This window comes from Pontibacter burrus, from assembly GCF_010686685.1.
Classification (GTDB): domain Bacteria; phylum Bacteroidota; class Bacteroidia; order Cytophagales; family Hymenobacteraceae; genus Pontibacter; species Pontibacter burrus.
The window spans coordinates 51,927-74,250 of record NZ_JAAGWD010000005.1 but is presented as its reverse complement, the minus strand read 5'-3'; the positions used below and the strand labels follow the sequence as shown (position 1 = coordinate 74,250).

The following is a 22,324-nucleotide window of genomic DNA, read 5'->3' as shown; positions in this document are numbered from 1 at the left end:
AACTACAGAACTATAGCTTCAACTATAGCAGTATCATAAATTCCCCTCCCTGGAGGGGGAGGGGTGGGTTGAACAATAGCATTAACTGAATTAAGTCCTTCTCACCTTATACCCCGCAAAGCCATAGTAAACGATGAATGCATAGCAAAGCATCGGCACTATAAACGATAGCTGCAGATTGCCGCTAAGGTCAGCGAATAAACCTTGCAATGGCGGTATTATGGCCCCGCCAACTATAGCCATCACCAACAGCGATGAGCCTTGACTGGTATTTCTTCCGAGGCCTTTAATTGCTAAGTCGAAGATAGTCGGGAACATAACCGAGTTAAACAGACCAATCGCAATGATGGCCCACATAGCCAAAGAACCTTCTGCTAGTACTCCTATTAACAGCAAGCCTATAACCGCTATGGCAAAAAAGGCAACTGTTCTGTTCGGGATGAATCTTGCTAACAGCAATACGGCTAAATTCAACGCAATTAAGCCAAGTATAATCAGTGCCTGCTCAAGGTCATACAGGAAATAAACTGTAAGGAAAGTGACAAGGGTGATGAAAACAATTACAATAAACTTGCCCAACCGCTTAATTGTGCTCAGCGCAATTGCTCCAAAGAAACGCCCAATCATAAGACCACCCCAATAAAAGGCGAGATAATGCTTTGCTTCAGATTCGGTTAATCCGGTGATATGTGGTAGCTTAATGTAGTTGATCAACGCGCTACCAATACTAACTTCAGCGCCGACATACATAAAAATGCAGATGATGCCGAGCACCAGGTGCCGATGCTTTACGGCACCTGCTCCAGTCTCTATTTTACCCGTACCTTCCAGGCGTGGAAGACGAGCTATTTTAATGAGAGCAGCAATCAGAAGGAGAAGCGCTGCGAGCCCCAAGTAGGGCAGTTTCACCGAGTCTGCACTATCGATGTCAGCGGATGCTACATAATCAAAAATAAGATAGCCGCCGATGATAGGGGCAATAGTGGTACCGAACGAGTTCACTGCCTGCGACAGATTCATGCGGCTCGAAGAGTTTTGGGGTGGACCAAGTATCGCCACATATGGGTTAGCTGTGATCTGCAGCACCGTAATGCCTGAAGCCAGCACAAACAGCGCCATCAGGAAGAAACTATAGCTATGGAGTATGGCCGCCGGATAAAACAAGGTACAGCCCAAAGCCGCTACTATCAGACCTATGATAATGCCATTCTTGTACCCGATCTTCAGGATTGGATCTCCTTTGGTAGTAGATAGCAAAAAGTATAGAAACGAGACAATGAAGTATGCCCCGAAAAAAGCGGTCTGGATGAGCATGGCCTGCCAGAACTGCAACTTGAAAACATGCTGCATTTTCGGGATCAGAATGTCGTTCATGCAGGTGATAAAGCCCCACATAAAAAACAGCAGAGTAACCACTACAAGCGGCGAAGTATAGTTTTTGTAATCCGGAGAAAGCGCTGCCGACTGGGCAGTTGCTTCTTCAGGGGCGGTTGGGGTTATAGTTGCCATCGGGTTTAGTTTTGGACGTTTGCTGTTGGTGCTGGAATAGCTTTTTGATCATTGGAGAAAGAATAAGGCACAGCATCGGCCTGTGTGCCACGGCTCCTGTTAGGTTCGGCACCCATCTTGATTTTAAGCCTTCCGCCTTTCAGGATGTCTTCATGCGAGATCCAGTTCTTTTCAAATTTCTTTCCGTTAAGGGTAGCTTTCTGTATGTACAGGTTTTCTTTGCTGTTATCCGGCGCTTCGATCACAAACTCTTTCCCGTTTTCCAGTTTTATAGTTATTTTCTTAAACAGTGGTGCACCCATTACATACTGGTTTACCGCAGGTGTAACCGGATAGAAGCCCATCGCAGAGAAAATATACCAGGCCGAAGTCTGGCCGTTGTCTTCGTCGCCGCAGTAGCCGTCTGGGGTTGGCAGGTACATGCGGTTCATGGTTTCGCGTGCCCAGTATTGCGTTTTCCAGGGTTCTCCGGCATAATTGTACAGGTAGATCATGTGCTGGATAGGCTGGTTACCGTGTGCGTACTGGCCCATGTTGGCGATCTGCATTTCACGAATCTCGTGTATCACGCTGCCATAATAACTCTCATCATAAACTGGTGGCAGAGTGAATACCGAATCCAGTTTCGCCACAAAGTTCTTTTTGCCACCCATCAGGTCGATGAGCCCCTGCACATCATGGAAAACCGACCAGCTATAGTGCCAGCTGTTGCCTTCGGTAAAGGCATCGCCCCACTTAAACGGGTTAAAAGGAGACTGAAATGTACCGTCTTGGTTCTTGCCGCGCATCAGGCCGGTGGCGGGGTCAAATAAATTGCGATAGTTCTGGCTGCGCTTGGCGTACAGGTCAATTTCTTCCTGCGGCCGGTTCAGTGCTTTGGCTAGTTGGTAAATGGCAAAATCGTCGTAAGCATACTCCAACGTACGGGCAGCGTTCTCGTTGATCTTTACATCGTAAGGCACATAACCCAGCTTGTTATAGTATTCCACACCTGCACGCCCAATGGCTGTAATAGGACCTTCGTTGTTGGCGCCATGCAGCAAAGCTTCATACAAGGTATTAATGTCATAGCCACGCAGGCCTTTTAGGTAAGCATCTGCCACTACCGACGCAGAGTTATTCCCTATCATGATATTGGCATAGCCCGGGCTCGACCACTCGGGAAGCCAGCCACCTTCTTTGTAATCGTTTACCAGGCCAGCCTGCATTTCTTTATTTATACTGGGATACACCAGGTTCAGGAAGGGGTAAAGCGCCCGGAAAGTGTCCCAGAAGCCAGTGCCGGCAAAACGGTAGCCAGGGTATGTCTTGCCATCGTAAGGGCTATAGTGTACAGGTTTGTTATTTGCATCTAACTCGTACATTTTGTGCGGGAAGAACAGCGTGCGATACAAGCAACTATAGAACGTGCGTAGTTGCTCCTCGGTGCCACCCTCTACGGTAATGCGGCTCATGGCCTGGTTCCAGAGCGACTTGGCTTTCTGCTTGGTAGCCTCAAAGTCGTCGTTGGTCAGTTCGCGTTTCAGGTTAAGTTCGGCCTGCTCCAGGCTTATAAAAGAAGACGCCACACGCAGGTTCACTTTTTCGCCTTTGGTTGTTTTAAAACCAACTATAGCACCGGCATGGTTGGCCTTCATTTCCAGTTTGCCTTTTACAAGCACCGAGTCCTGCCAGGCATAATTTACCGTAAATGGCTTATCACTATAGATAACAAAGTGGTTCTTGAAGTCGACTGGGTTGCTGCGGGCTGCGCGGGTTGTATAACCTACTATCTTGTTTTCTGAGGGAATAACCTTGATGTAAGAGCCTTTGTCGAGCGCGTCGATCACAATAAAAGAGCTATCGGATTTAGGATAGGTGATGCGGAATTGTGCGGCCCGTTCGGTAGGAGTGAATTCGGTCGTTACATCATGGTCTGCCAGGTAAACGCTGTAGTAGTAGGGCTTGGCGATTTCTGATTTATGAGAGAACCAGCTGGCGCGGGCATCCTGGTCGAATCTGGCTTTACCGGTTACCGGCATGATCACAAACTGGCCGTAATCGTTCATCCACGGCGAAGGCTGGTGGGTTTGCTTAAAGCCCCTGATCTTGTCATCGTCGTAGGTGTAGGCCCAGCCGTTTCCCATCTTGCCGGTTTGTGCTGTCCACAGGTTCATGCCCCAGGGCACCGCCACGGCAGGGTAGGTGTTCCCATTCGACATAATTACCTTGGAATCAGTGCCCATCAATGGGTTAGCCAATTCTTCGGGTTCAAATTTTGGCTTTTGTTTTTGTGCCAGCAGCGTGGTGGGCGTGGCAACTTTAGCTGAGAGAATAAGGAAAGTAAAGGAGAGTAGTTGTTTCTTCATGCAGTACGTGGTGTTGTTTTAAGGCAAGAGTAAAGTTTAGCTTTCGTAAAATTCAATGGGCAGGTCGTCTGGGTCGCTGATGAATGTGAAGCGCTTACCGGTATGCTCATCTTTCCGGACAGGTTCAGGAGTTATGCCTTTATCCAGCAGTACTTCTATCGTTTCATCCAGGTCATCAACTTCAAAAGCCAGGTGCCGCAGGCCGGTAGCTTCCGGTCTCGATGGCCTATTAGGTGGATCGGGAAACGAGAAAAGCTCCAGCAAATAAGCACCGTTCAAAGCCAGATCCAGTTTGTAAGACTGTCTTTCCTGGCGATACACTTCCTGCAGCACTTCAAGCCCCAGTACATTGGTATAAAAAGCTTTTGACTTCTCGTAATCAGAGCAGATCAGGGCAATGTGGTGTACGCGCCTCAGTTTGAGCATAAACTATAGTTAACTATAAGCCTGATTCCAAGTGAGTCAGCTACTTGATAACTATAGCTACCCAATTGGCACCTAATATAGCAAAATCATAGTAAGTATTTTTCCTGCCCTTCGTTTATTCCAGATCAGTTTCGAATTGTGTTTGAGCTACTTTTAAAATAGTTAAAATTCTGCCGCTGCTCAACATTTTATCTATTCACGAGTTCGGCTCCTTATAGTTATCGATTATCCTATCCTGATTAAGAAATTTAGATTAGTTTATCGCTCCTAAAGGAGAAGGCGATTAAATTTCGTTTAAGCTTATTGGAATAATTATCTTGACAATCAGTATTTGAAAGAATCAGATTTAGCGTTATTTAATTTAAAATGAGACAATGAGTACCAGGTCAGGAGATCAGCAAAAGAAACAGCGTCAGAAAGAATTCAAGGAAAGGAAAGAACATCAGGAAGTCCGTAGAGCTTCAGAAAGGAAAGGGAAACGTGATTCGGGTAGTAATGATGATGAAGTACCTAGGGTAGAGAAGGTTAATCGCTAAAGCTTAGTTTATTAATTTCCTGGACTTTAACTGAGTTACCTTTAGAAGGTAATAAAGGGGCCATTTGAGAAAGAATAAAAGATATGGCCGCTGGACTTAAAGATTATATGCCCTATATCAAGTGCTTTAATACCTGTGCAAATAAATAAATTTAAACTTATTAAAGTAGTTCATGACCTTTCCCATACTACAGGATAGATAATTATATAATTATAAGGAATAAGCCTGGTAAGAATTGCCTATCTCTATCAAATTGAGACTAAGAATTGAAGATATAAGGTGTTTAATTAGGAGTTAAAACCTTTACAGGCAGTGCACTTAAGCAAAATACAAGTTATATGCAGAAGGCATTGAATTAAAATGTACAACCTTCTGCATATAACTGTTGCTAGAGCCGATGTTTAAAAGGATATGAAGAAAAGCAAATGTGTGCTCGCTTCTTGAATTTATAGTTTATATAAGGTACCTAGAATTCAACTATAAAGCCTAGGGTAGGTACCAGGTTGCCGTCGTTGTTCTCCAAAATAACCGGGATAGCATTGCTGCCATCAGGGCGAAGCGCGTTGCCATCAGTAGTTGTAAAGCCAGTATTGCTTGCATTGCGCTCGAAAGTATAACGTTCAAAACCCGGCGTGTTACTGCTTAGTACATTGGCAATATCTAGGAACAGGTCCAGGGTAACGCGGTTGAAATTCCACTTCTTGTCGATGCGCACGTCGAGCTGGCTGAACGGGTCTAAACGCGCTGAGTTTAGTTTGCTATAGTCCAGAATGCCTACACCCAGCGACGCATAGTTCCTGCGGGATGCTTCCAGGTCGAAAGGCGTGGCAGGTGCTCCACCGGCGTACCTATACTTGGCACCGAACTCCCAGTTGCGCGGCAACTTCTTGCCCAGCAAGCCCGATACCAGGTGGCGGTAATCCCAGGCACTGGAAACGTACTGACCATCCAATCCAGCAAATTCGCTCACTACATAGGTATAAGATAGTACTGAGAACACAGTTCCCGTCAGTTTTTTCTGCACGTAAAACTCTGCTCCGTAGGCCCGGCCTTTGCCGTTTGTAACCACAGCTTCGTTGCCGATTGCGCCAAAGTCGCCGCCCTGGTTTGCCAGCGAAATACCATCTCTTATAGATACCGGGTAATTGCTATAGTCTTTGTAGAAACCTTCGAGGGTAAAGCGCAGGTCCTGACGCGGTAAAAATTCAGAGCCTAACACATAATGTATGGACTTAATGTAATCGGCATTTTTGTTCAGGTACGTGCCATCTTCCTGATAGCCTAAGACTGTATAAATTGGTAGTTTATAGTAGATGCCTGACGAGGCGTTTATAGTCCATTTATCATTAATCAGATAGGAGAGTGCCAGGCGCGGCGATAATGTTTTTATTGGATTGTTCCCATCCTCGGTAAAGGAGTTCATGTCGGTGCGCACACCCAGCGACAACCCCAGCTTGTTATCGAGTACTGACTTGGAAACCTGCCCGAATGCTCCATAACGGAAGAAATCAAGATCTGTATTATAATTCAGCGTAACGCCCGGCTGTACCAGGTTATTCTGTTCGTCGCGCAATTCCTTCCGGATTACACTAAAAATATCGTGGGTAAACTGCACATATTGTCCGGATACGCCATAGGCATAGCGCCAGCCATTTTTATATTTGTTTACGTCCAGGCGCAGTTTGTTTTCTGTTTCTCGGGAACTGGAGTTGAGCGTAAAGGTGCTGTTTTCTCCTTCTTCGGCAGCTTCATATTTAATAAGCGAGTTATCGAAAGCATTACGGCTCAGGGCAAGGTTAATATAGCCATCATTCACCAGCCTTTTCACGGCCACTCCCGTGGTATAGTTCCATTGGTTAATGTAGGGCGTAGAGCGCAGGATGTATTCGTTTTCCGGTGTGCTTTCGCGCGGCACGCCAAATGAAAAATCATCAATGGCACCTACGCCAATAAAGGAGATAGATGTTTTATCTTTTAGCTTATGATCTACTTTGTACTGAAAATCCCAATAGTTCGGGCGAATAGGCAAGTCGAGCAGCTTGAACAGAAATTGCAGGTATGACCTGCGCGCCGATACCAGGTAAGTGGTTTTTTCTCCTACAGGTCCTTCCAGGGTGGTAGCAAACTCTGAACCGCTCAAGCGTACGTTACCCGAAAAACGCTCTGGGTTGCCATAACGCTGCCTGAACTCAAATACAGAGGCCAGTGCATTGTCGTACCGGGCATCGAAAGCAGATGAACTAACTTTTAAGTCTTCAATAAACGACACATTTAGAATGCCGGTAGCTCCGCCCGAACTGCCTTGTGTGGTAAAGTGGTTGATGAGCGGGATCTCAATGCCATCCAAATAATAGACATTTTCGTTTGGGGCACCACCGCGTATGATCAGGTCGTTGCGGCTGCCGCCGCCAGTGCCGTTACTAGCTACACCCGGCAGCACCTGCACCACCTTCGAGATGTCAAAGTTACCACCCGGGTTGTTGCGTATTTCTTCCGTAGTCAGGCTCTGCACCGATAAGGGCGTAATCAGATCGGCTACTGCTGCACTTTGCCTGCGGTTGGCTACTACTTCTACTTGCTGCAGCTCATTGGTATTTGGTACGAGTTCAAAATTCAGAATCTGGACGTTTCCGGTAGTTACGCTAACATTATACCTTGCTTGCGGCTGAAAACCTAGATAAGAAACCTGTACCATATAGCTGCCCACTGGTATACTCTCCAACCGGAAGGTCCCCTTTTCGTTGCTCGCGGTTCCTAGCTGCGTACCCATTACCTGCACCGTTACACCTATCAGCGGTTCCTGGGTATTGCGGTCACGTACTGTACCCGAAATTACACCAGTCTGGGCAAGGCTTATTATAGGCAGAAAGAAGAAGAGTAAAAATATGATTCTCATATAAATATGGGCTAAATTAATTGCTCGTATTACAACTTTTCTTTAAAAATGTTTAAAAATAAAGCTGAAAAACTCAACGATTAGGCACTTAGGAAATACTGCTTCCTAAGTCAGGGTTATGGCTTGACCTACCTCTTCTTTAAAACATTAAAAATGAATACAGGGCGGTAAAGCTTTAACCCCTATTGCATTTTGTAGTATGTGAAAGTCAACTCTGTTAGCAGCTTCTTAAAGATGCTGTAGTAGCACAGTCTAAACGATAATTATTAAGTTTCGCCTCCAGATAAGCTTATTTTGTTGAGATTTAGAATACATCTTTAAGGTTTAAATGCTTTTTACAAGTTGAAACCTGTGGTAAGGAGTGGTTATTAGAGGTATAATTTTAATTTTATAGAAGCACTTAACCTGATGCGGCCCGTACCTTAGAAATAAAGGATGGATCGCTTACTATCTTTAGCTACCATGTACGAACTCTTCTTTCAGAAATTCAACGAAAAAGTGCCACTCACGCCTGAGGAGCAGGAACAGATAAAAGCGTACCTGACGCCGAAAAAGCTGCGCAAAAGGCAGTATCTGTTGCAGGAAGGAGATATATGCAAATCTATTGCCTTTGTAGAAAAAGGAGCCTTGCGCGCTTATACTGTTGATGAGAATATGAACGAGCATGTTATTCAATTTGCCATAGAGGGCTGGACGATCTCGGACCTGTTTAGTTACCTGACGGCTGAGCCTGCTACCTACAACATTGATGCCCTGGAAGATGCCGAACTGGTGCTGATCACACGTTCGGCCCACGAAGAGTTCCTTAAGAACCTACCCAAGTACGAAACCTATATTCGGCTGCTTATAACAGGTGCCTATATTGCCTTGCAACGGCGCTTAACTTCCAACCTCAGCCTGCTGGCCGAAGAACGTTACACCAGCTTTACAGAGACTTACCCCGATATTGCCCAGCGCGTGCCGCAACATATGATCGCCTCCTACATGGGCCTGACGCCGGAAACCCTGAGCAGGGTGCGGAAAAAGATGGCTGACCGCCGTTAAAACCACTTCCTTTACTTGACAAAAGTCAAGGCTCTTTCTTGACATGGCGCAAGGCGCTGTGGCTAGGTATGGCCGTACCTTTGTATTGTTAAAACATTGTAACTATGAAGACAATACAGACCATCGCCATTATAGGTGCTTCCGGAAACATGGGAGCTGCCATTTCAAAGAGTCTGGCTAAAGGTAACTATAGATTACTTCTTTGTGCTAATGACCTGAACAAAGTACAGGCAGTAGCAGATGAAATTATAAAAACAAATCCTGCCGCATCAGCAGAAGCGGTAGATTGCTCAGTAGATGCTTCCTGGGAAGCCGACATAATCATCTCGGCAGTTCCTTATGCTGCAGAGAAAGAAGTGGCTGAGAAAATAAGAGAAGTAGCCAACCAAAAGATCGTCATCAGCATTGCCAATCCTCTGAACGAAACCTACGATGGGCTGGTAATAGCGCCAGATACTAGCGCTGCAGAAGAGCTGCAGAAACTGCTGCCAAATGCGAAAGTGATCAAAGCCTTCAACACTACGTTTGCCGCCGATTTCGCTACTCCGGTGATTGATGGCAAACAGGCAGGTGCCTTTATTGCTGGTAATGATCCGGAAGCACTGGAGACAGTTTCAGAACTGGTGAGTACTGCAGGGTTTAACCCAATTGTAGCTGGTAAGCTGGCTGTGAGCGGTACCTTAGAGCGCATGCAGTTGCTGCTTATTCAACTTAACATGAAGTATGATTACAATTGGCTTGCCGGCTGGAAGATTCTGCACCAGTAAGTTAGTCAAACTATAGATTGACGATTTACCTATCTCTCAGCTCTTGAGGAAGAGAGTTAAACTTTCAAGTAGAAGCTGATATCGTCTCTGCAAGTATTATAAATCAAATTTTAACGCACAAACTATAAATTAAACCAATATGAAAAAGTTATTAGTCATTTTATTCGCTTTCTTTTCGTTAACAGCTATTGCTGCCATAAGCAGCATCTGGACAAACGACGATGCGCATTCGCAGCTTAGCTTTACGGTATCGCACCTGGGTATTGCCGATGTGACCGGTACCTTCAACGATTTTGATGCAAAAATCACTACTTCTAAACCTGATTTCAGCGACGCTACTTTTGAATTGACTGCTAAAACAGCATCTATAGACACAAGAGTGGAAGACAGAGATAATCACCTGAAAAGCGCTGATTTCTTTGATGTAGCCAAATATCCGACATTGACCTATAAGAGCAACTCTTTAAAGAAACAGGGCAAAAACAACTATAAGCTGAATGGCAACCTGACCATGAATGGTATTACCAAGCCAGTCACGTTAGACTTAGTGTATCGTGGCACAGTTGAGAATCCTATGAGCAAAAAACAGACAGCAGGTTTCCAGGTAACAGGCACTATCAAGCGCTCTGACTTTAACCTGGGCAGTGGCTTCCCGGCACCAATGATCAGCGACGAAGTGCGCATCAAGGCAGACGGCGAATTTATACAGTAATATTATCTGAAATGTCAACTATGAAAAAGCTTATAAACCTGTATCAGCATACTAAAAATACGGATATAGCACTTCTGGTTGTAAGAGTAACCGTGGCCGGCCTGATGCTGGCCCACGGCTTACCCAAACTTGAAATGCTTCTCTCCAGTGACCCAGTGAAATTTTCGGCTTTATTCGGACTGAGTGCAGCAAGTTCGCTTGCTCTGGCAGTTTTTTCCGAAGTGATATGTTCAGTACTGATTTTGGTTGGATTAGGAACAAGGCTAGCTGCTATTCCGCTTATTATTACTATGCTGATAGCGGCCTTTTATGTACATGGCGCAGATCCGTTTGCTAAAAAAGAGCCTGCAATTCTGTACCTGATCCCTTATGTGATGTTGTTGTTGACTGGTAGTGGAAAATACGCCTTAGACCATTTGCTGCGCCCAAGATTATTGCAGGCTGCATACGTCAGAAGACTTTCTATGGAGTAATCTGGCAGTCTATCAGAATCTGTTTTTCATCAAACTAGGAATGACGACCAACTCTGTTGTGATTTGACAAGTATCTGAATACAATGTTCATGGAACTGATCAGTAGTGGCAGTCAAGATGAACTCAATAAATAAAGGCCGAGCAAAAAGCCGCAATGGCTATTCTGGTACAAGACTATTACTGGCTACCAATATACACGCCGCGCCTGAAAGGAATTAAGAACGATGTATCCTACTTCTGCCACAAAATACTGGACGGTTCGCTGAACATGATATTGGTGAGGCTAAAGTAAGCACTAGACAATTTAAACTATAAGCTATGGCAGTTACAGAAGATTTAAAAACAAACACACTCCTGACAAACCTTGCGTTGGACTACCTGGTGCGCCCCGCAACAGAAAGTTCTGGAGAACAGAAAGCACTGATTCTGCTACATGGGGTCGGGAGTAATGAGCAGGACCTGATAAGCCTGGCGCAGTTTATGCCAGGCAATTTTACGGTGATCTCGCCCCGCGGTCCATTTGCGCTTGGTGAAGGACGTTACGCCTGGTACCAGGTTGATTTTTCAACGGGCAAACCTTCAATTAACGCCGCGCAGGAAGCACAGAGCCGGGAGATTATCAAAGATTTTGTAGCTCAGGTAAAGGCAATATACAGTATTGATGAAGTATACCTAGGAGGATTCAGTCAGGGCGCTATCATGAGTTATACCATAGGCCTGACAGCACCTGACCTTGTTAGTGGCGTACTCGCTTTTAGTGGCAGGATACTGGAGGAAATAAAACCATCGGTTGAAACTGCTGATAAGCTAAAGAACCTTAGCGTGTTTATAGCTCACGGCACGCAGGATGCTACGTTGCCGGTGCATTATGCGCGCGAAGCAAAGACCTTTTTAGAAAGTAAAGGAATTACCCCAACTTACCACGAAGTAACGATGGGCCACCAGATCACAGGTGAAGTGATTGTTGATGTACGAGAGTGGTTAAAAAAAGCCAACTAGCACAGTATAGCTTAAAGCTGTTCATTTTAAATTAAGTTGACTCAAAACTATTTAAGTGCTGTTATGGCACAATGGAATACTTAGGTTTAAGCAAATAATTGCTTGGGAGCTACAGTAAGCTTTTTAGCCTTTTATCTGGGTAGTTTAAGCTTTGAAGAACTGATAGGCTTAAGTGCGGAGGCTATTTTAAAGGTTTTCTACAAATAACGGCAGAAGAATTTGTAAAGCTCTTAATACCCTCAATCTCGGTTAACTGCTGTTCACGCGGTTGCTTTATTCTTTAGCCTGCAGGTTTATTATGTATCCCTTATGCAACCTTTTTACTGTTATTCGCATCATAGAAGTAGTATGACTTATTCTAATAAAAACTATGATGAAAGCAATTGCATTAAACTGGGTAGGTAGGGTTAGACTTTTACTACTTTTAACAGTAACTATGTTGTTTGGTTCCTGTGAGGATAGTAAGTGTATAAAAGGGGAAGGTGCAATGGATACCCGGCTTCTTAACTTAGATCCATTTAGAAGAATTAATGTGCAAGGCGATTTTAAAGTTTACCTGACACAGGGTACCGTTCAAAAGGTAGAAATTCGAGGGGAGCCTAACATACTTGATCAAGTGGAAACGGCTGTGCGAGATGACACCTGGAAAATTACCCATGCGGAGTGTGTACGGAGGAGTAAAAGTGTAGAAGTGTATATTACGTTACCGGCTGTAGAGTCTTTGTACCTGAATGGTTCAGGTAGTATTGAAGGCAGGAGTAATTTCACGGCATCTGACCTGGATATTGAATTAAACGGATCAGGAAATGTAAGATTGGATGTAGAAGCTGCCAGAATCATATCCCGTATAACCGGTTCAGGGAAGTTACAACTGCAAGGCATTACTCCTTTACATCGTATCGATATTTCAGGTTCAGGTCGGGTCGAATCGTATGATCTGGAATCCGAAAGCGTAGAAGTAACTATATCTGGATCAGGTATAGCTCAAGTGACTGCTGCTACAAAACTTGATGTATCTATCTCTGGAAGTGGTATTGTCTACTATAAAGGAGATCCTAATGTAAGTCAGCGGATCTCCGGTTCAGGGAAGGTAGTGAAGCAGTAGCCTTTCGGGAATAGTATCGTATCATAATTCGAAATGGATGATTACCGAATCACAAGTGATAAGGGCTTTTTAACTCTTTATAGCAAGATATAGGAGTTTTCGGAGCAAAAAGATAACGGGAAAAGCGATCAGTCTGATCGCTTTTCCCGTTTAGTGTGTCAAATGAAGAATTATCTAACATTATTCACATTTTCAAACTGTAGTCCTCCTTTAAGAAGTTAGAATGATGTGAGGAGAGTTAATTGTTACATAGTTTTATATTGAAATCGAATTTGGGGAGCGCATCTGGTATGATGCCTTAAGAGGTTGTTTCTATTCTAAATGATAGTTCGGATTGTATTGGCTTTTCTGAGTTATCGCGCGTTCATTTCCTCAGTACCCTAATTATATAAATGCATTAACCCTAAGAGTGAAATCAAGGGTTAATTTAACACTATTTAAAAGCACAAATGCCACCTGCCCCGACGGATGATTGATGTATCTTATTTTTTTATACTGATAGTCAGAGTTGATTTATTATCGTAAAGATGTAATACGTCTTTAGAAACCTGATCTGTTTTTCCCCTCATCAACTGCTGTAGGCAGTTAGAATTACCCTGTTGTTCAGTAGTATCTGTTTTTATGATGCAGCTGTGTCTTCACCCTTTTTGCTATGCCTGAAAAGTAATGTGCTCATCAACTATAGGTGATGGATATTTTGCTTCGTGTCTTGATGCTTGACTTATCGTTCGTAAGCTTAATTAACGAAGGGTATGAAAAAAGTTGCCTTTTTGCTCAGTCTGTATAGTATAGGATTTCTCTTCACCATATCGTCCTGCGAAAATCGTAAAACACAGGACAAAAATGAGGCTAATACAAACACTGATACCTCTGCTAACCAGTCTAAACCGAACGTGCTGCTGATCGTGGTAGATGACCTGGGATACTCAGATCTGACTCCCTTCGGTGGAGAAATCCGCACTCCCAACATCCAGCGATTAGCCGATAACGGGTTGATTGTACAACAGTGCTATACCACCCCGCTTTGCGCCCCATCCCGAGCCATGTTTATGTCCGGTATGGATAATCACATCAGCGGCGTTGGCGCTATGCCTCCTTTTCAGGCAGCCAGCCAGTACATGCAGCCCGGATACGAAGGGTATCTGAACGACCGTGTTATGACACTTCCGGAGGTGTTGCAGGAAAATGGCTATCATACCTACATGAGTGGCAAATGGCACTTGGGCCATGAAGAAGGCAAGCGCCCGTTCGAGGAAGGCTTCGAACGCAGCTTTTCTTTTCTGGGTGGAGGAGCAAGCCATTTCAGTAACAGCTTTCCCTTAGGGCCAGAAGAAGTGATTCACACTGTGTACTATGATGATAGTGTAAAGGTGAAAAAGCTGCCGGACGATTTTTACTCTTCCAACTATTACGCCGACAAGATGATCCAGTACATTACCGAGCAAAAGGACGATCGACCATTCTTCGGTTACCTGGCATTTACGGCACCCCACGATCCGCTGCATGTACCAGACGACTGGATGGATAAATACAAGGGCGCATACGACAAAGGCTATGACCACATCCGGCAGGTACGGATGGAGAATATGAAAAAGCTTGGCCTTATACCGAAAGACCTTCCGATGAACCCTGGCTCAGGGGAATATAAAAAGTGGAACGAACTTTCGGCTCAGGAGAAAAAGGTAGAGGCCCGCCGCATGGAACTCTACGCTGCCATGCTGGAAATTATGGACCTGAATATAGGACGCGTGCTGGACGCCCTGCAAAAGAAAGGAAAACTGGAAAATACCATTGTTATCCTGATCGGTGATAACGGCGCTAACCCCAAAGACCCATCGTTCTATAAAACTGACATGAAGCCGTTTGATAACAGCCTGGATAACATGGGTAAACCAAACTCCTTTGTATCATTGCAAGGGGCGTGGGCCGAAGTAACCGCTACGCCTTATTCTTATTTCAAAACTACCACAGGTGAAGGAGGTGTCCGGGTGCCATTCATTATCTCGGGGAAGGGCGTAACTATAAAAGGGATAGATGCCAGCAACAAAATTCTGGGCACTGATATTATGCCTACGCTGCTAGAGATTGCCGGAGCTAAGCGGCCTGATACATACAAAAACAATAAATTAGCGGCTATGACCGGTACTTCATTCAATAAATTATTAAGCAACAAACGAAGTACCATTCGGGATGAGAACGCCGGCTATGGAATTGAAAGTCTGGAAAATAAGGCCTACTACAAAGGGGATTGGAAGATCCGATTCCTGATGCCTCCTTTTGGTAAAGGACAAGACTGGCAATTGTTTAATGTGAAGGAAGACCCAAGGGAGAAGCAAGACCTTGCCAGGCAAAAACCGGAAAAGCTCCAGGAATTGTTAAGCGGCTGGAATGAATATTCACAGAAAGTAGGATATATACCCTATCATGGTGGCAGAGCCTATACTGTGTTGGGTCCAAAAAATTTTTTTAAATCGAAGCTGGATTCCACGAACAAGGCTCTCATAGAAAAGGCTGCACTGGAACTGCAACGCGGTGGAGAGTAAAGTGCAGAATTGTACTCCGGTGCTTTAAAGTACTGGCTAGAAGATAGAATCACTGTACATCTGTAACGCATTCAAAACATTGCTTTTTGCCTTTGACCATTAATGAGATGCTGTGGATATAGTTAAATAGATAGGTTTAAAATTAAACTTCTTGCATGGTGATGTCCACTAAACAAGCTCCTTTTATTTTTTGCAGTGTGCTTTGCCTGACTGTGTCCTGCAAACAAGAAAGCGCACTGGAAGAGAAAACTGTTGTTGTGGATGAGGCACGAGCTTCCTGTCATGAAAGTATGCCTTCCCGGTTTACGACGACAGTTAAATCAGACTCTATAAAGAAGGGCGAAGTATCACACGAAGGGATGGTGTGGATAAAAGGAGGTGCATTTTACATGGGCGCAGCCGATACTGAAGGAAGGCAGGACGAGTATCCCCTGCATCAGGTAAAAGTGGATGGCTTCTGGATGGATGTTACTGAAGTTACCAATGCCCAGTTTGCCAGCTTTGTGGAAGCCACCGGCTATGTGACTACAGCTGAACGTGTGCCGGAATGGGAAGAGATCAGGAAACAATTACCGCCTGGTACTCCAAAGCCTGCCGATAGCTTATTTGTGGCAGCGTCGCTCGTGTTTACGCCACCTGCACATGCTATAACATTACAGGATGCAAGACAGTGGTGGTCCTGGACAAAAGGTGCCAGTTGGCGTCATCCCCAGGGGCCGGGCAGCAATTTGGAGGGTAAAGAGCAACATCCCGTCGTACATGTATCGTGGGACGATGCGGTGGCTTATGCTACCTGGGCCGGGAAGCGGTTGCCGACGGAGGCTGAATGGGAGTTTGCTGCAAGGGGAGGAATAGAGAATCAGCCGTACCCTTGGGGAACGGAGGCGATAGAGAAAGGAAAACCGAAATCCAATACCTGGCAGGGACAGTTCCCCAACCAGAACAGCAATTGGGATAAGCATACCGGCATAGCCTCAGTCAGCTCATATGCCCCGAACGCGTATGGCTTATACGATATGGCAGGAAATGTATGGGAGTGGTGTGCCGATTGGTATGATGCAGAATACTACATCAGCCTGAAAGAGCAAGTTTCTTACAATCCCAATGGGCCTGCTAGAAGCAATGACCCAACAGAGGCTTATGTTCCAAAAAAGGTAATGCGGGGTGGATCCTTTTTGTGTAACGACTCCTACTGCAAAGGGTACCGGGCGTCTGCCCGCATGAAATCTTCACCTGATACAGGATTGGAGCATACTGGTTTCCGATGTGTTAGCTCCCTGTAATTAGGAAGAGAATGTATTGAAGATAACACCATAGCGCTGTGTTTTCAATTTACAGATTATTATGGAAACTATAGCTGAGTAGGGCCCGGATATGAGTTTTAGTATAAATGCTGTTTGATCGAAGAGTCATTATAAGTAAGCATGTTGCTCTTTTATCGAGCAGTGTTTTCTGAGTCTTGAATAGGTCGATAAGTCAAACTTTAGGAAGATTGATCGAAACCCAAACCATTAGCCTTGCAGATCTCCAGTTGGGTTGCTATATGCTAGAACTATAAATTTAATAAACCAGGAGTCTGGCAGGCTTGTGTAAAATCTATAATTCATAACTGAACTTGGGCTAAAACCTTACATTGCATTTGCGGAAGTAAGAGCCAAGATCCCAGCTTCTATTTTATTTACTCGATGTAATTCTCAGCAGGTAGCAATTAAAGCAAAGTATTATTTTGTGTTTAGCTATAGTTTACCTGTTTGATGCCTGAAGCTATAGTTATATTGTTGACTTATAGCCAAGCTTTAACTTCAAATCCGCTTTCACGTTAGGTTGCCTACAGCACCACAATTTGGTTCAGGGTCAGTGATCTGTAACTATGGAAGTGCTGCAACCTATAATGTGCATGAAAACAAAACATTTTATTGAGAGCATCACTTCTACTTTCATCGAGCAGGTAAAAGAGTACGCCATTTTTGCCATGAATCCGGATGGCATTATTGAAACCTGGAACGAAGGCGCAGAGTTTAAGGTGTACTTTCTGGATTGTGTAAGTTAGGATAATTAGGGCATTAGCGGACACCGATACGCTGTGCTTAAAAGTTGTTGACTTGCATGTCGGATCTGAAACGGGGATAGGATAATCGTATAGCAAGTGTTAAGGGCTTTTCGCACGTAACAGCCGAATACAGTAGATTTTAGTAGAAAAAGAAAAAGGGAAAAGCGATCAAAATAATCACTTTTCCCTTTCAGTAGTCCGTAGGGGAATCGAACCCCTGTTGCCAGAATGAAAATCTGGAGTCCTAACCCCTAGACGAACGGACCAACATGTGTTTTTGTCGTTTGACGATGCAAATATAGGGTACAAAAGTATTTTGCAAAACATTTACGGCTAAAAAAAACGTAAATTATTGTAAGACCTTCTTTATCAGTATACAAAAAATATATTGGTTTTCCTTAATGCTAATTGTAACTTCGCAGCATAATTCGTGTTATACTATCGAAATCATACATCTTACCAAATACTTATATCATGTCTAAAATAAAAGTTGCAATTAACGGCTTTGGTCGTATCGGTAGACTTACTTTTAAGGCACTGCTTGCTAAAGAGAATGTGGAAGTAGTGGCCATCAATGACCTAACAAATACTAAAACCCTTGCCCACCTGCTGAAGTACGACTCTGTACACGGTAAATTCGACGGTACTGTAGAAGCTTCTGATAATGGCATTATCGTAAACGGTCGTGAGATCAGAATTACAGCGGAGCGTGAGCCTAAGAACCTTCCTTGGGGACAGCTTGGCGTAGATGTGGTTCTGGAGTCGACAGGTCGTTTCGTGGACGAGCAGGGCGCTGGTGGTCACCTGGAAGCCGGTGCTAAAAAAGTAGTTATTTCAGCTCCTGCAAAAGGCAACATCCCAACTGTAGTACTGGGTGTTAACGAAGACATCCTGAAAGGTGAGGAAACTATAGTTTCTAACGCATCGTGCACTACAAACTGCCTTGCACCAATGGCGAAAGTGCTTGATGATACATTCGGTATCGAGAAAGGTTATATCACTACAGTTCACGCTTATACTTCTGATCAGAGCCTGCAGGATTCTCCACACAGCGACCTGAGAAGAGCACGTGCAGCTGCTTATTCTATTATCCCTACATCCACAGGTGCAGCTAAGGCTGTTGGTCTTGTACTGCCACACCTGAAAGGTAAACTGGATGGCGTTGCAATGCGCGTTCCAATTCCGGATGGCTCTCTGACTGACCTGACTTGCGTACTGAAGAGACCAGCTACCAAAGAAGAAATTAACGCGGCAATGAAGAAAGCTGCTGAAGGTGAAATGAAAGGTATTCTGGAGTATACAGAAGATCCGATCGTTTCTATCGATATCGTAGGTAACACGCACTCTTGTATCTTTGATGCAGAGATGACATCAGCTAACGAAACGCTTGTAAAAGTAGTAGGCTGGTACGATAACGAAGCCGGTTACTCTAACCGCGCAGCTGACCTGATCGCTAAGATCGGACAGTAATTATTATAACTATAGTTAAACTATAGTATCTTACAAGGAAGCCCGCTGAACAGCGGGCTTTCGTTTTTTATAACCGTATATATAGTAATGATTTAAATAAATTGTTAAATTGATATATATCATACTTATATCAATAGGTGTAATATACTTTTGCATAAACAAACACTATAAAACCACAGACACCATGAGACGCATACTTGTACCAACAGACTTTTCGGAACAGGCTCAATACGCTTTTGAAGTAGCCGTAAGCATTGCCCGCAGAACAGGCGCCGCTATTAAATTACTACATGTTATTGATGCCCCACGTGGTACCAGCTTTAGCGCTACAGGCGATGTTATCTTCAATGATAACATGGAACAACTCTATATGATGCGCCTGCTCGAAACTACAAAGACAGATATGCACAAACTGATAGGTACAGTGGAGCATAGAGGTGTGGAAGTGGTGCAGGAAGTGGATGTGGCGAGAATTGTCGGTAAAATAAGACAGGTAATTGCAGACGATAAAATAGACCTGGTGGTAATGGGCTCAAAAGGTTCTAGCGGGTTAGACGAGTTCCTGATAGGATCCAACACCGAGAAAGTTGTGCGCACAGCCGAGTGCCCTGTAATAACCGTGAAGCAGCGCCAAACTGATTTTCATCCGAGAGAGATTGTGCTGGCATCTAACTTCCGCCGCGAGGTTGGCAAAGCCATGGAGGTGTTCAAATCATTTCAGCAGCTGTTTGATGCACGTATTCACCTAGTATATATCAACACGCCAGGAGCATTTGAGTCGAGCTCTAATTTAAGAAGCAAGCTGGCACACGCTGCCGAAAAATACGCCCTTCAAAACTATACAATCAACATTTACAATGATGTAGTGGAAGAAGACGGCATTCTGCATTTTGCCGAGGATATTAATGCGGATATGATCATGATGGCGACGCATGGTCGAACTGGTCTGTCGCACCTGCTGAGTGGCAGTATTGCCGAGGATCTGGTAAACCATACCAGCCGCCCGGTTCTTACATACCAACTATAGAGCCAATCCTTATAGTATGCAAAGCCCGGCTATAGTTATATGGCCGGGCTTTTTGTTTACACTTGTATAGTTTACTTTTGCAGCTATACAAACACGTGCAGCATGAGTAACTTACCCCGCATCCGATTCATTATAAACCCTGTTTCCGGCACAAGGAGTAAGGTGGATGTGGCTGCACGCATTAAACTATACCTGGACCACAAAAAGCTGGATCACGATATAGTTTATACAGATTATGCGGGCCATGCCACCGAGCTGGCAGCTGCAGCTGCAGCCGATAACTACTATGCTGTAGTAGCTGTTGGTGGCGATGGAACCGTAAACGAAGTTGCCCGAAGCCTGCAGTACACCAATACCGCCCTGGCCATTCTTCCGAAAGGTTCCGGAAACGGGCTGGCGCGTCACCTGCAGATCCCGCTTCAGCTAAACAATGCCATTAAGATGCTGAATACAGGGCAGATCTCGCAGATTGATAGCGGAACTATAAACGACATGCCTTTTTTTACCACAGCAGGTATTGGTTTTGATGCTTACATCTCGTCGGTGTTTGCGGGGAGTAAAAGCCGCGGGTTAAAGACTTACGTAGAGCTTATTGTAAAAGAAGTTCGCAACTATAGGCACCTGCCCGTAAAAGTCTGGATAAACGATAAAGAGCTGGTTACTGATTGTTTTGTAATGGCCTTTGCTAATGCAGCTCAATATGGGAACAACGCTTACATTGCGCCCCTTGCCGATATCAGGGATGGTCTTTTGGATATATGCCTGATCCGGCAGCTGGATGTAGTAAAAGCCCTGAACTTAAGCTATTGTATGCTGACCAAACAGCTTGCAAATGCTCAGAGTGCTGAGTATTTTAAAACCACACAGGTGCGCGTAGAAACAGAGCAGCCTATGATGTTCCATGCCGACGGTGAATATAAAGGCAAAGCAAGCCAGTTTGATGTAAAGCTGAACCCGCTTGCTCTGAAAGTGCTTATTCCTTCGTAATTAGTTTTTAATAATAAGTAATGATTAATTAGTTTTCGATCATTACTCATTCATCATTTTCAATTAGTTTTAGAATCGTGAAAGATAAAAATAAGAAAGGCCGAAGTGGCGTAGTTTACTCTACCAGCTCTGATTTTGAGTACCAGTACGATCAGGAGCACGAAGCCGAAACCCTGCCGCCGCAACAGCAGAACCTGAAAGTAATGCTGGATAAAAAATCGCGCGGAGGCAAGCAGGTAACGCTTGTGGAGGGCTTTGTGGGTACCGAAGACGATCTGAAAGAACTGGGAAAAATGCTAAAGAATAAATGCGGCGTAGGCGGCTCAGCTAAAGACGGCGAAATCCTGATACAGGGCGATTTCCGGGATAAAGTGCTGCAAACCTTACAGGCAGCTGGCTACAAGGCCAAGAGAGTAGGAGGGTGAGGGAAAGTTAGAAAGTTATAAATTTGGGAAGTTAGAAAGTTGTTGATTCCTTCTACATTTCTTCAAGTTCTGACTTAAGTTTATTTATTATTTCGCGCTATCTCAGCATTCAGGTCGTTTACAAGTTGCTTAGTACTTCTTTTTGTTCCAGGCATACGGATCTCTAAGTACTGGATATCAACCATTGTCATGATCTCGATGGCTGTATAAAGCTCCCCGCTTATAACAGTGCCTGACATTTTACCGATATTCTGTAGTGTAAACTCTCTGAACTTTCGCTGGCCTTCGGGGCTGAGTTTGATCAATAAGACTCTCGATCTGCCTTTTGGAGCTTGAGCGTATCCAACTATAGCTTCTTCAAAATCCTGGATGGTGAGAACCGGTTCCGGATTTACGCTGAAAACCTCATCAGTACCTTTTAATCTAACTATAGCTGTCCCGGTTTCAGAGAACAGATACTGGCCCGTTTGCAGTTTTTCCTGGGCTATAGTTTCTGAATAGCTCAACAGAAACAAAACTATAGTTAGCACCGACTTCATAAGCCTAAATCTATAGTTTAGTTAGATACCTGGTCGGCCCGTGCAGGTGGTAAAAGTTTGCAGACTGTTGCACAAAAATACGGCCTGCCAGCGCTGCTGCTTTAGGCGGAACTGGTTTATAAATGCGGGTATGTTTCTCTTTATGCTGCGTGCGGGTAAAGCCTATCGTTTCCAGTTTCTTATCAAGCTCTTTTGCCGTTATACTTTTAAGCGGAATTCGGCGCTCCTCGCGGCGGTACCATATAACTATAGTTACACTAAACAGAAGGGAGAATAGAGCTGCCGTGACCAGAATCTCAGTTATAGTTGCAGCTGTGTCTTCTTTAAACTTCCCGGTTATACCATACCATACAGCGGTCAGTAAAGTATACATCAGAAAGAAGTACAAACTCAGTTTCAGGAACCGCAGCAAACTATAGTAACGCATGTTTTTAATGAATAATTAATAATGATGAATGGCTGATTAAA

The 22,324-nt window shown here is 44.4% G+C and carries 20 protein-coding genes and 1 tRNA gene; 14 read left to right on the top strand and 7 right to left on the bottom strand.

The features are described from left to right. Window positions 1-90 precede the first annotated feature (90 nt). From GXP69_RS11960 to GXP69_RS11945, 4 genes are all read right to left on the bottom strand, one after another. Window positions 91-1,509, bottom strand: coding sequence for a sugar MFS transporter (locus tag GXP69_RS11960; protein ID WP_163915311.1), 1,419 nt, complete (start codon window positions 1,507-1,509; stop codon window positions 91-93). Window positions 1,510-1,514: 5 nt separating this feature from the next. After that, entirely contained in the window at window positions 1,515-3,857 is a 2,343-nt protein-coding gene (locus GXP69_RS11955; RefSeq protein ID WP_163915310.1) for a GH92 family glycosyl hydrolase, read from the bottom strand. Between the two features lie 36 nt (window positions 3,858-3,893). Beyond that, window positions 3,894-4,283, bottom strand: a complete 390-nt coding sequence (gene gloA2, locus GXP69_RS11950; protein ID WP_163915309.1) for an SMU1112c/YaeR family gloxylase I-like metalloprotein — start codon at window positions 4,281-4,283, stop codon at window positions 3,894-3,896. A 1,002-nt stretch (window positions 4,284-5,285) separates the two neighbouring features. Then, window positions 5,286-7,715, bottom strand: coding sequence for a TonB-dependent receptor (locus GXP69_RS11945; protein WP_163915308.1), 2,430 nt, complete (start codon window positions 7,713-7,715; stop codon window positions 5,286-5,288). Between the two features lie 462 nt (window positions 7,716-8,177). Between GXP69_RS11945 and GXP69_RS11940 the strand changes: the two genes are divergently transcribed. From GXP69_RS11940 to GXP69_RS11895, 10 genes are all read left to right on the top strand, one after another. Continuing rightward, a complete protein-coding gene (locus GXP69_RS11940) occupies window positions 8,178-8,759 on the top strand; it encodes a Crp/Fnr family transcriptional regulator (protein WP_163915591.1) in 582 nt (193 codons plus the stop codon). Window positions 8,760-8,863: 104 nt separating this feature from the next. Beyond that, window positions 8,864-9,526, top strand: a complete 663-nt coding sequence (locus GXP69_RS11935) for an NADPH-dependent F420 reductase (RefSeq protein WP_163915307.1) — start codon at window positions 8,864-8,866, stop codon at window positions 9,524-9,526. A 139-nt stretch (window positions 9,527-9,665) separates the two neighbouring features. Continuing rightward, window positions 9,666-10,238 carry a YceI family protein gene (locus tag GXP69_RS11930; RefSeq protein ID WP_163915306.1) on the top strand — a complete coding sequence of 191 codons (573 nt, stop codon included), beginning with the start codon at window positions 9,666-9,668 and terminating at the stop codon, window positions 10,236-10,238. Window positions 10,239-10,258: 20 nt separating this feature from the next. Then, on the top strand, window positions 10,259-10,711 hold the full coding sequence (locus GXP69_RS11925; protein WP_163915305.1) for a DoxX family protein: 453 nt from the start codon (window positions 10,259-10,261) through the stop codon (window positions 10,709-10,711). Between the two features lie 154 nt (window positions 10,712-10,865). Then, window positions 10,866-11,003: a hypothetical protein gene (locus GXP69_RS11920; RefSeq protein ID WP_163915304.1), complete on the top strand. Its 138-nt coding sequence runs from the start codon at window positions 10,866-10,868 to the stop codon at window positions 11,001-11,003. A gap of 26 nt (window positions 11,004-11,029) precedes the next feature. Then, the gene (locus GXP69_RS11915) at window positions 11,030-11,710 is read left to right on the top strand and encodes an alpha/beta hydrolase (RefSeq protein ID WP_163915303.1); all 681 of its coding nucleotides are present in this window, start codon (window positions 11,030-11,032) and stop codon (window positions 11,708-11,710) included. A 370-nt stretch (window positions 11,711-12,080) separates the two neighbouring features. After that, on the top strand, window positions 12,081-12,815 hold the full coding sequence (locus GXP69_RS11910) for a head GIN domain-containing protein (RefSeq protein ID WP_163915302.1): 735 nt from the start codon (window positions 12,081-12,083) through the stop codon (window positions 12,813-12,815). A gap of 752 nt (window positions 12,816-13,567) precedes the next feature. Then, entirely contained in the window at window positions 13,568-15,358 is a 1,791-nt protein-coding gene (locus tag GXP69_RS11905) for an arylsulfatase (RefSeq protein WP_163915301.1), read from the top strand. 161 nt (window positions 15,359-15,519) lie between these two features. Beyond that, window positions 15,520-16,641, top strand: coding sequence for a formylglycine-generating enzyme family protein (locus GXP69_RS11900; RefSeq protein ID WP_204282008.1), 1,122 nt, complete (start codon window positions 15,520-15,522; stop codon window positions 16,639-16,641). Between the two features lie 614 nt (window positions 16,642-17,255). Further along, window positions 17,256-17,408, top strand: a complete 153-nt coding sequence (locus GXP69_RS11895) for a hypothetical protein (RefSeq protein WP_163915299.1) — start codon at window positions 17,256-17,258, stop codon at window positions 17,406-17,408. A 194-nt stretch (window positions 17,409-17,602) separates the two neighbouring features. On the opposite strand, the gene GXP69_RS11890 is transcribed toward GXP69_RS11895, so the two are convergent. Then, a tRNA-Glu gene (locus tag GXP69_RS11890) sits at window positions 17,603-17,674 on the bottom strand. A gap of 208 nt (window positions 17,675-17,882) precedes the next feature. Here GXP69_RS11890 and gap point away from each other — a divergent pair. The 4 genes from gap (at window position 17,883) to GXP69_RS11870 (ending at window position 21,317) form a co-directional block, all read left to right on the top strand. Further along, on the top strand, window positions 17,883-18,878 hold the full coding sequence (gene gap, locus GXP69_RS11885; RefSeq protein ID WP_163915298.1) for a type I glyceraldehyde-3-phosphate dehydrogenase: 996 nt from the start codon (window positions 17,883-17,885) through the stop codon (window positions 18,876-18,878). Between the two features lie 184 nt (window positions 18,879-19,062). Further along, window positions 19,063-19,905 carry a universal stress protein gene (locus tag GXP69_RS11880; protein WP_163915297.1) on the top strand — a complete coding sequence of 281 codons (843 nt, stop codon included), beginning with the start codon at window positions 19,063-19,065 and terminating at the stop codon, window positions 19,903-19,905. Between the two features lie 102 nt (window positions 19,906-20,007). After that, window positions 20,008-20,892 (top strand): diacylglycerol/lipid kinase family protein, encoded by an 885-nt coding sequence (locus tag GXP69_RS11875; RefSeq protein WP_163915296.1) that lies wholly within the window; start codon window positions 20,008-20,010, stop codon window positions 20,890-20,892. Window positions 20,893-20,969: 77 nt separating this feature from the next. Beyond that, window positions 20,970-21,317 (top strand): translation initiation factor, encoded by a 348-nt coding sequence (locus GXP69_RS11870; RefSeq protein ID WP_163915295.1) that lies wholly within the window; start codon window positions 20,970-20,972, stop codon window positions 21,315-21,317. 80 nt (window positions 21,318-21,397) lie between these two features. Here the strand turns inward: GXP69_RS11870 and GXP69_RS11865 are convergent, their stop codons facing one another. Further along, window positions 21,398-21,856 (bottom strand): SecDF P1 head subdomain-containing protein, encoded by a 459-nt coding sequence (locus GXP69_RS11865; protein WP_163915294.1) that lies wholly within the window; start codon window positions 21,854-21,856, stop codon window positions 21,398-21,400. Window positions 21,857-21,866: 10 nt separating this feature from the next. Next, window positions 21,867-22,283: a hypothetical protein gene (locus GXP69_RS11860; RefSeq protein ID WP_163915293.1), complete on the bottom strand. Its 417-nt coding sequence runs from the start codon at window positions 22,281-22,283 to the stop codon at window positions 21,867-21,869. Window positions 22,284-22,324: the final 41 nt, after the last annotated feature.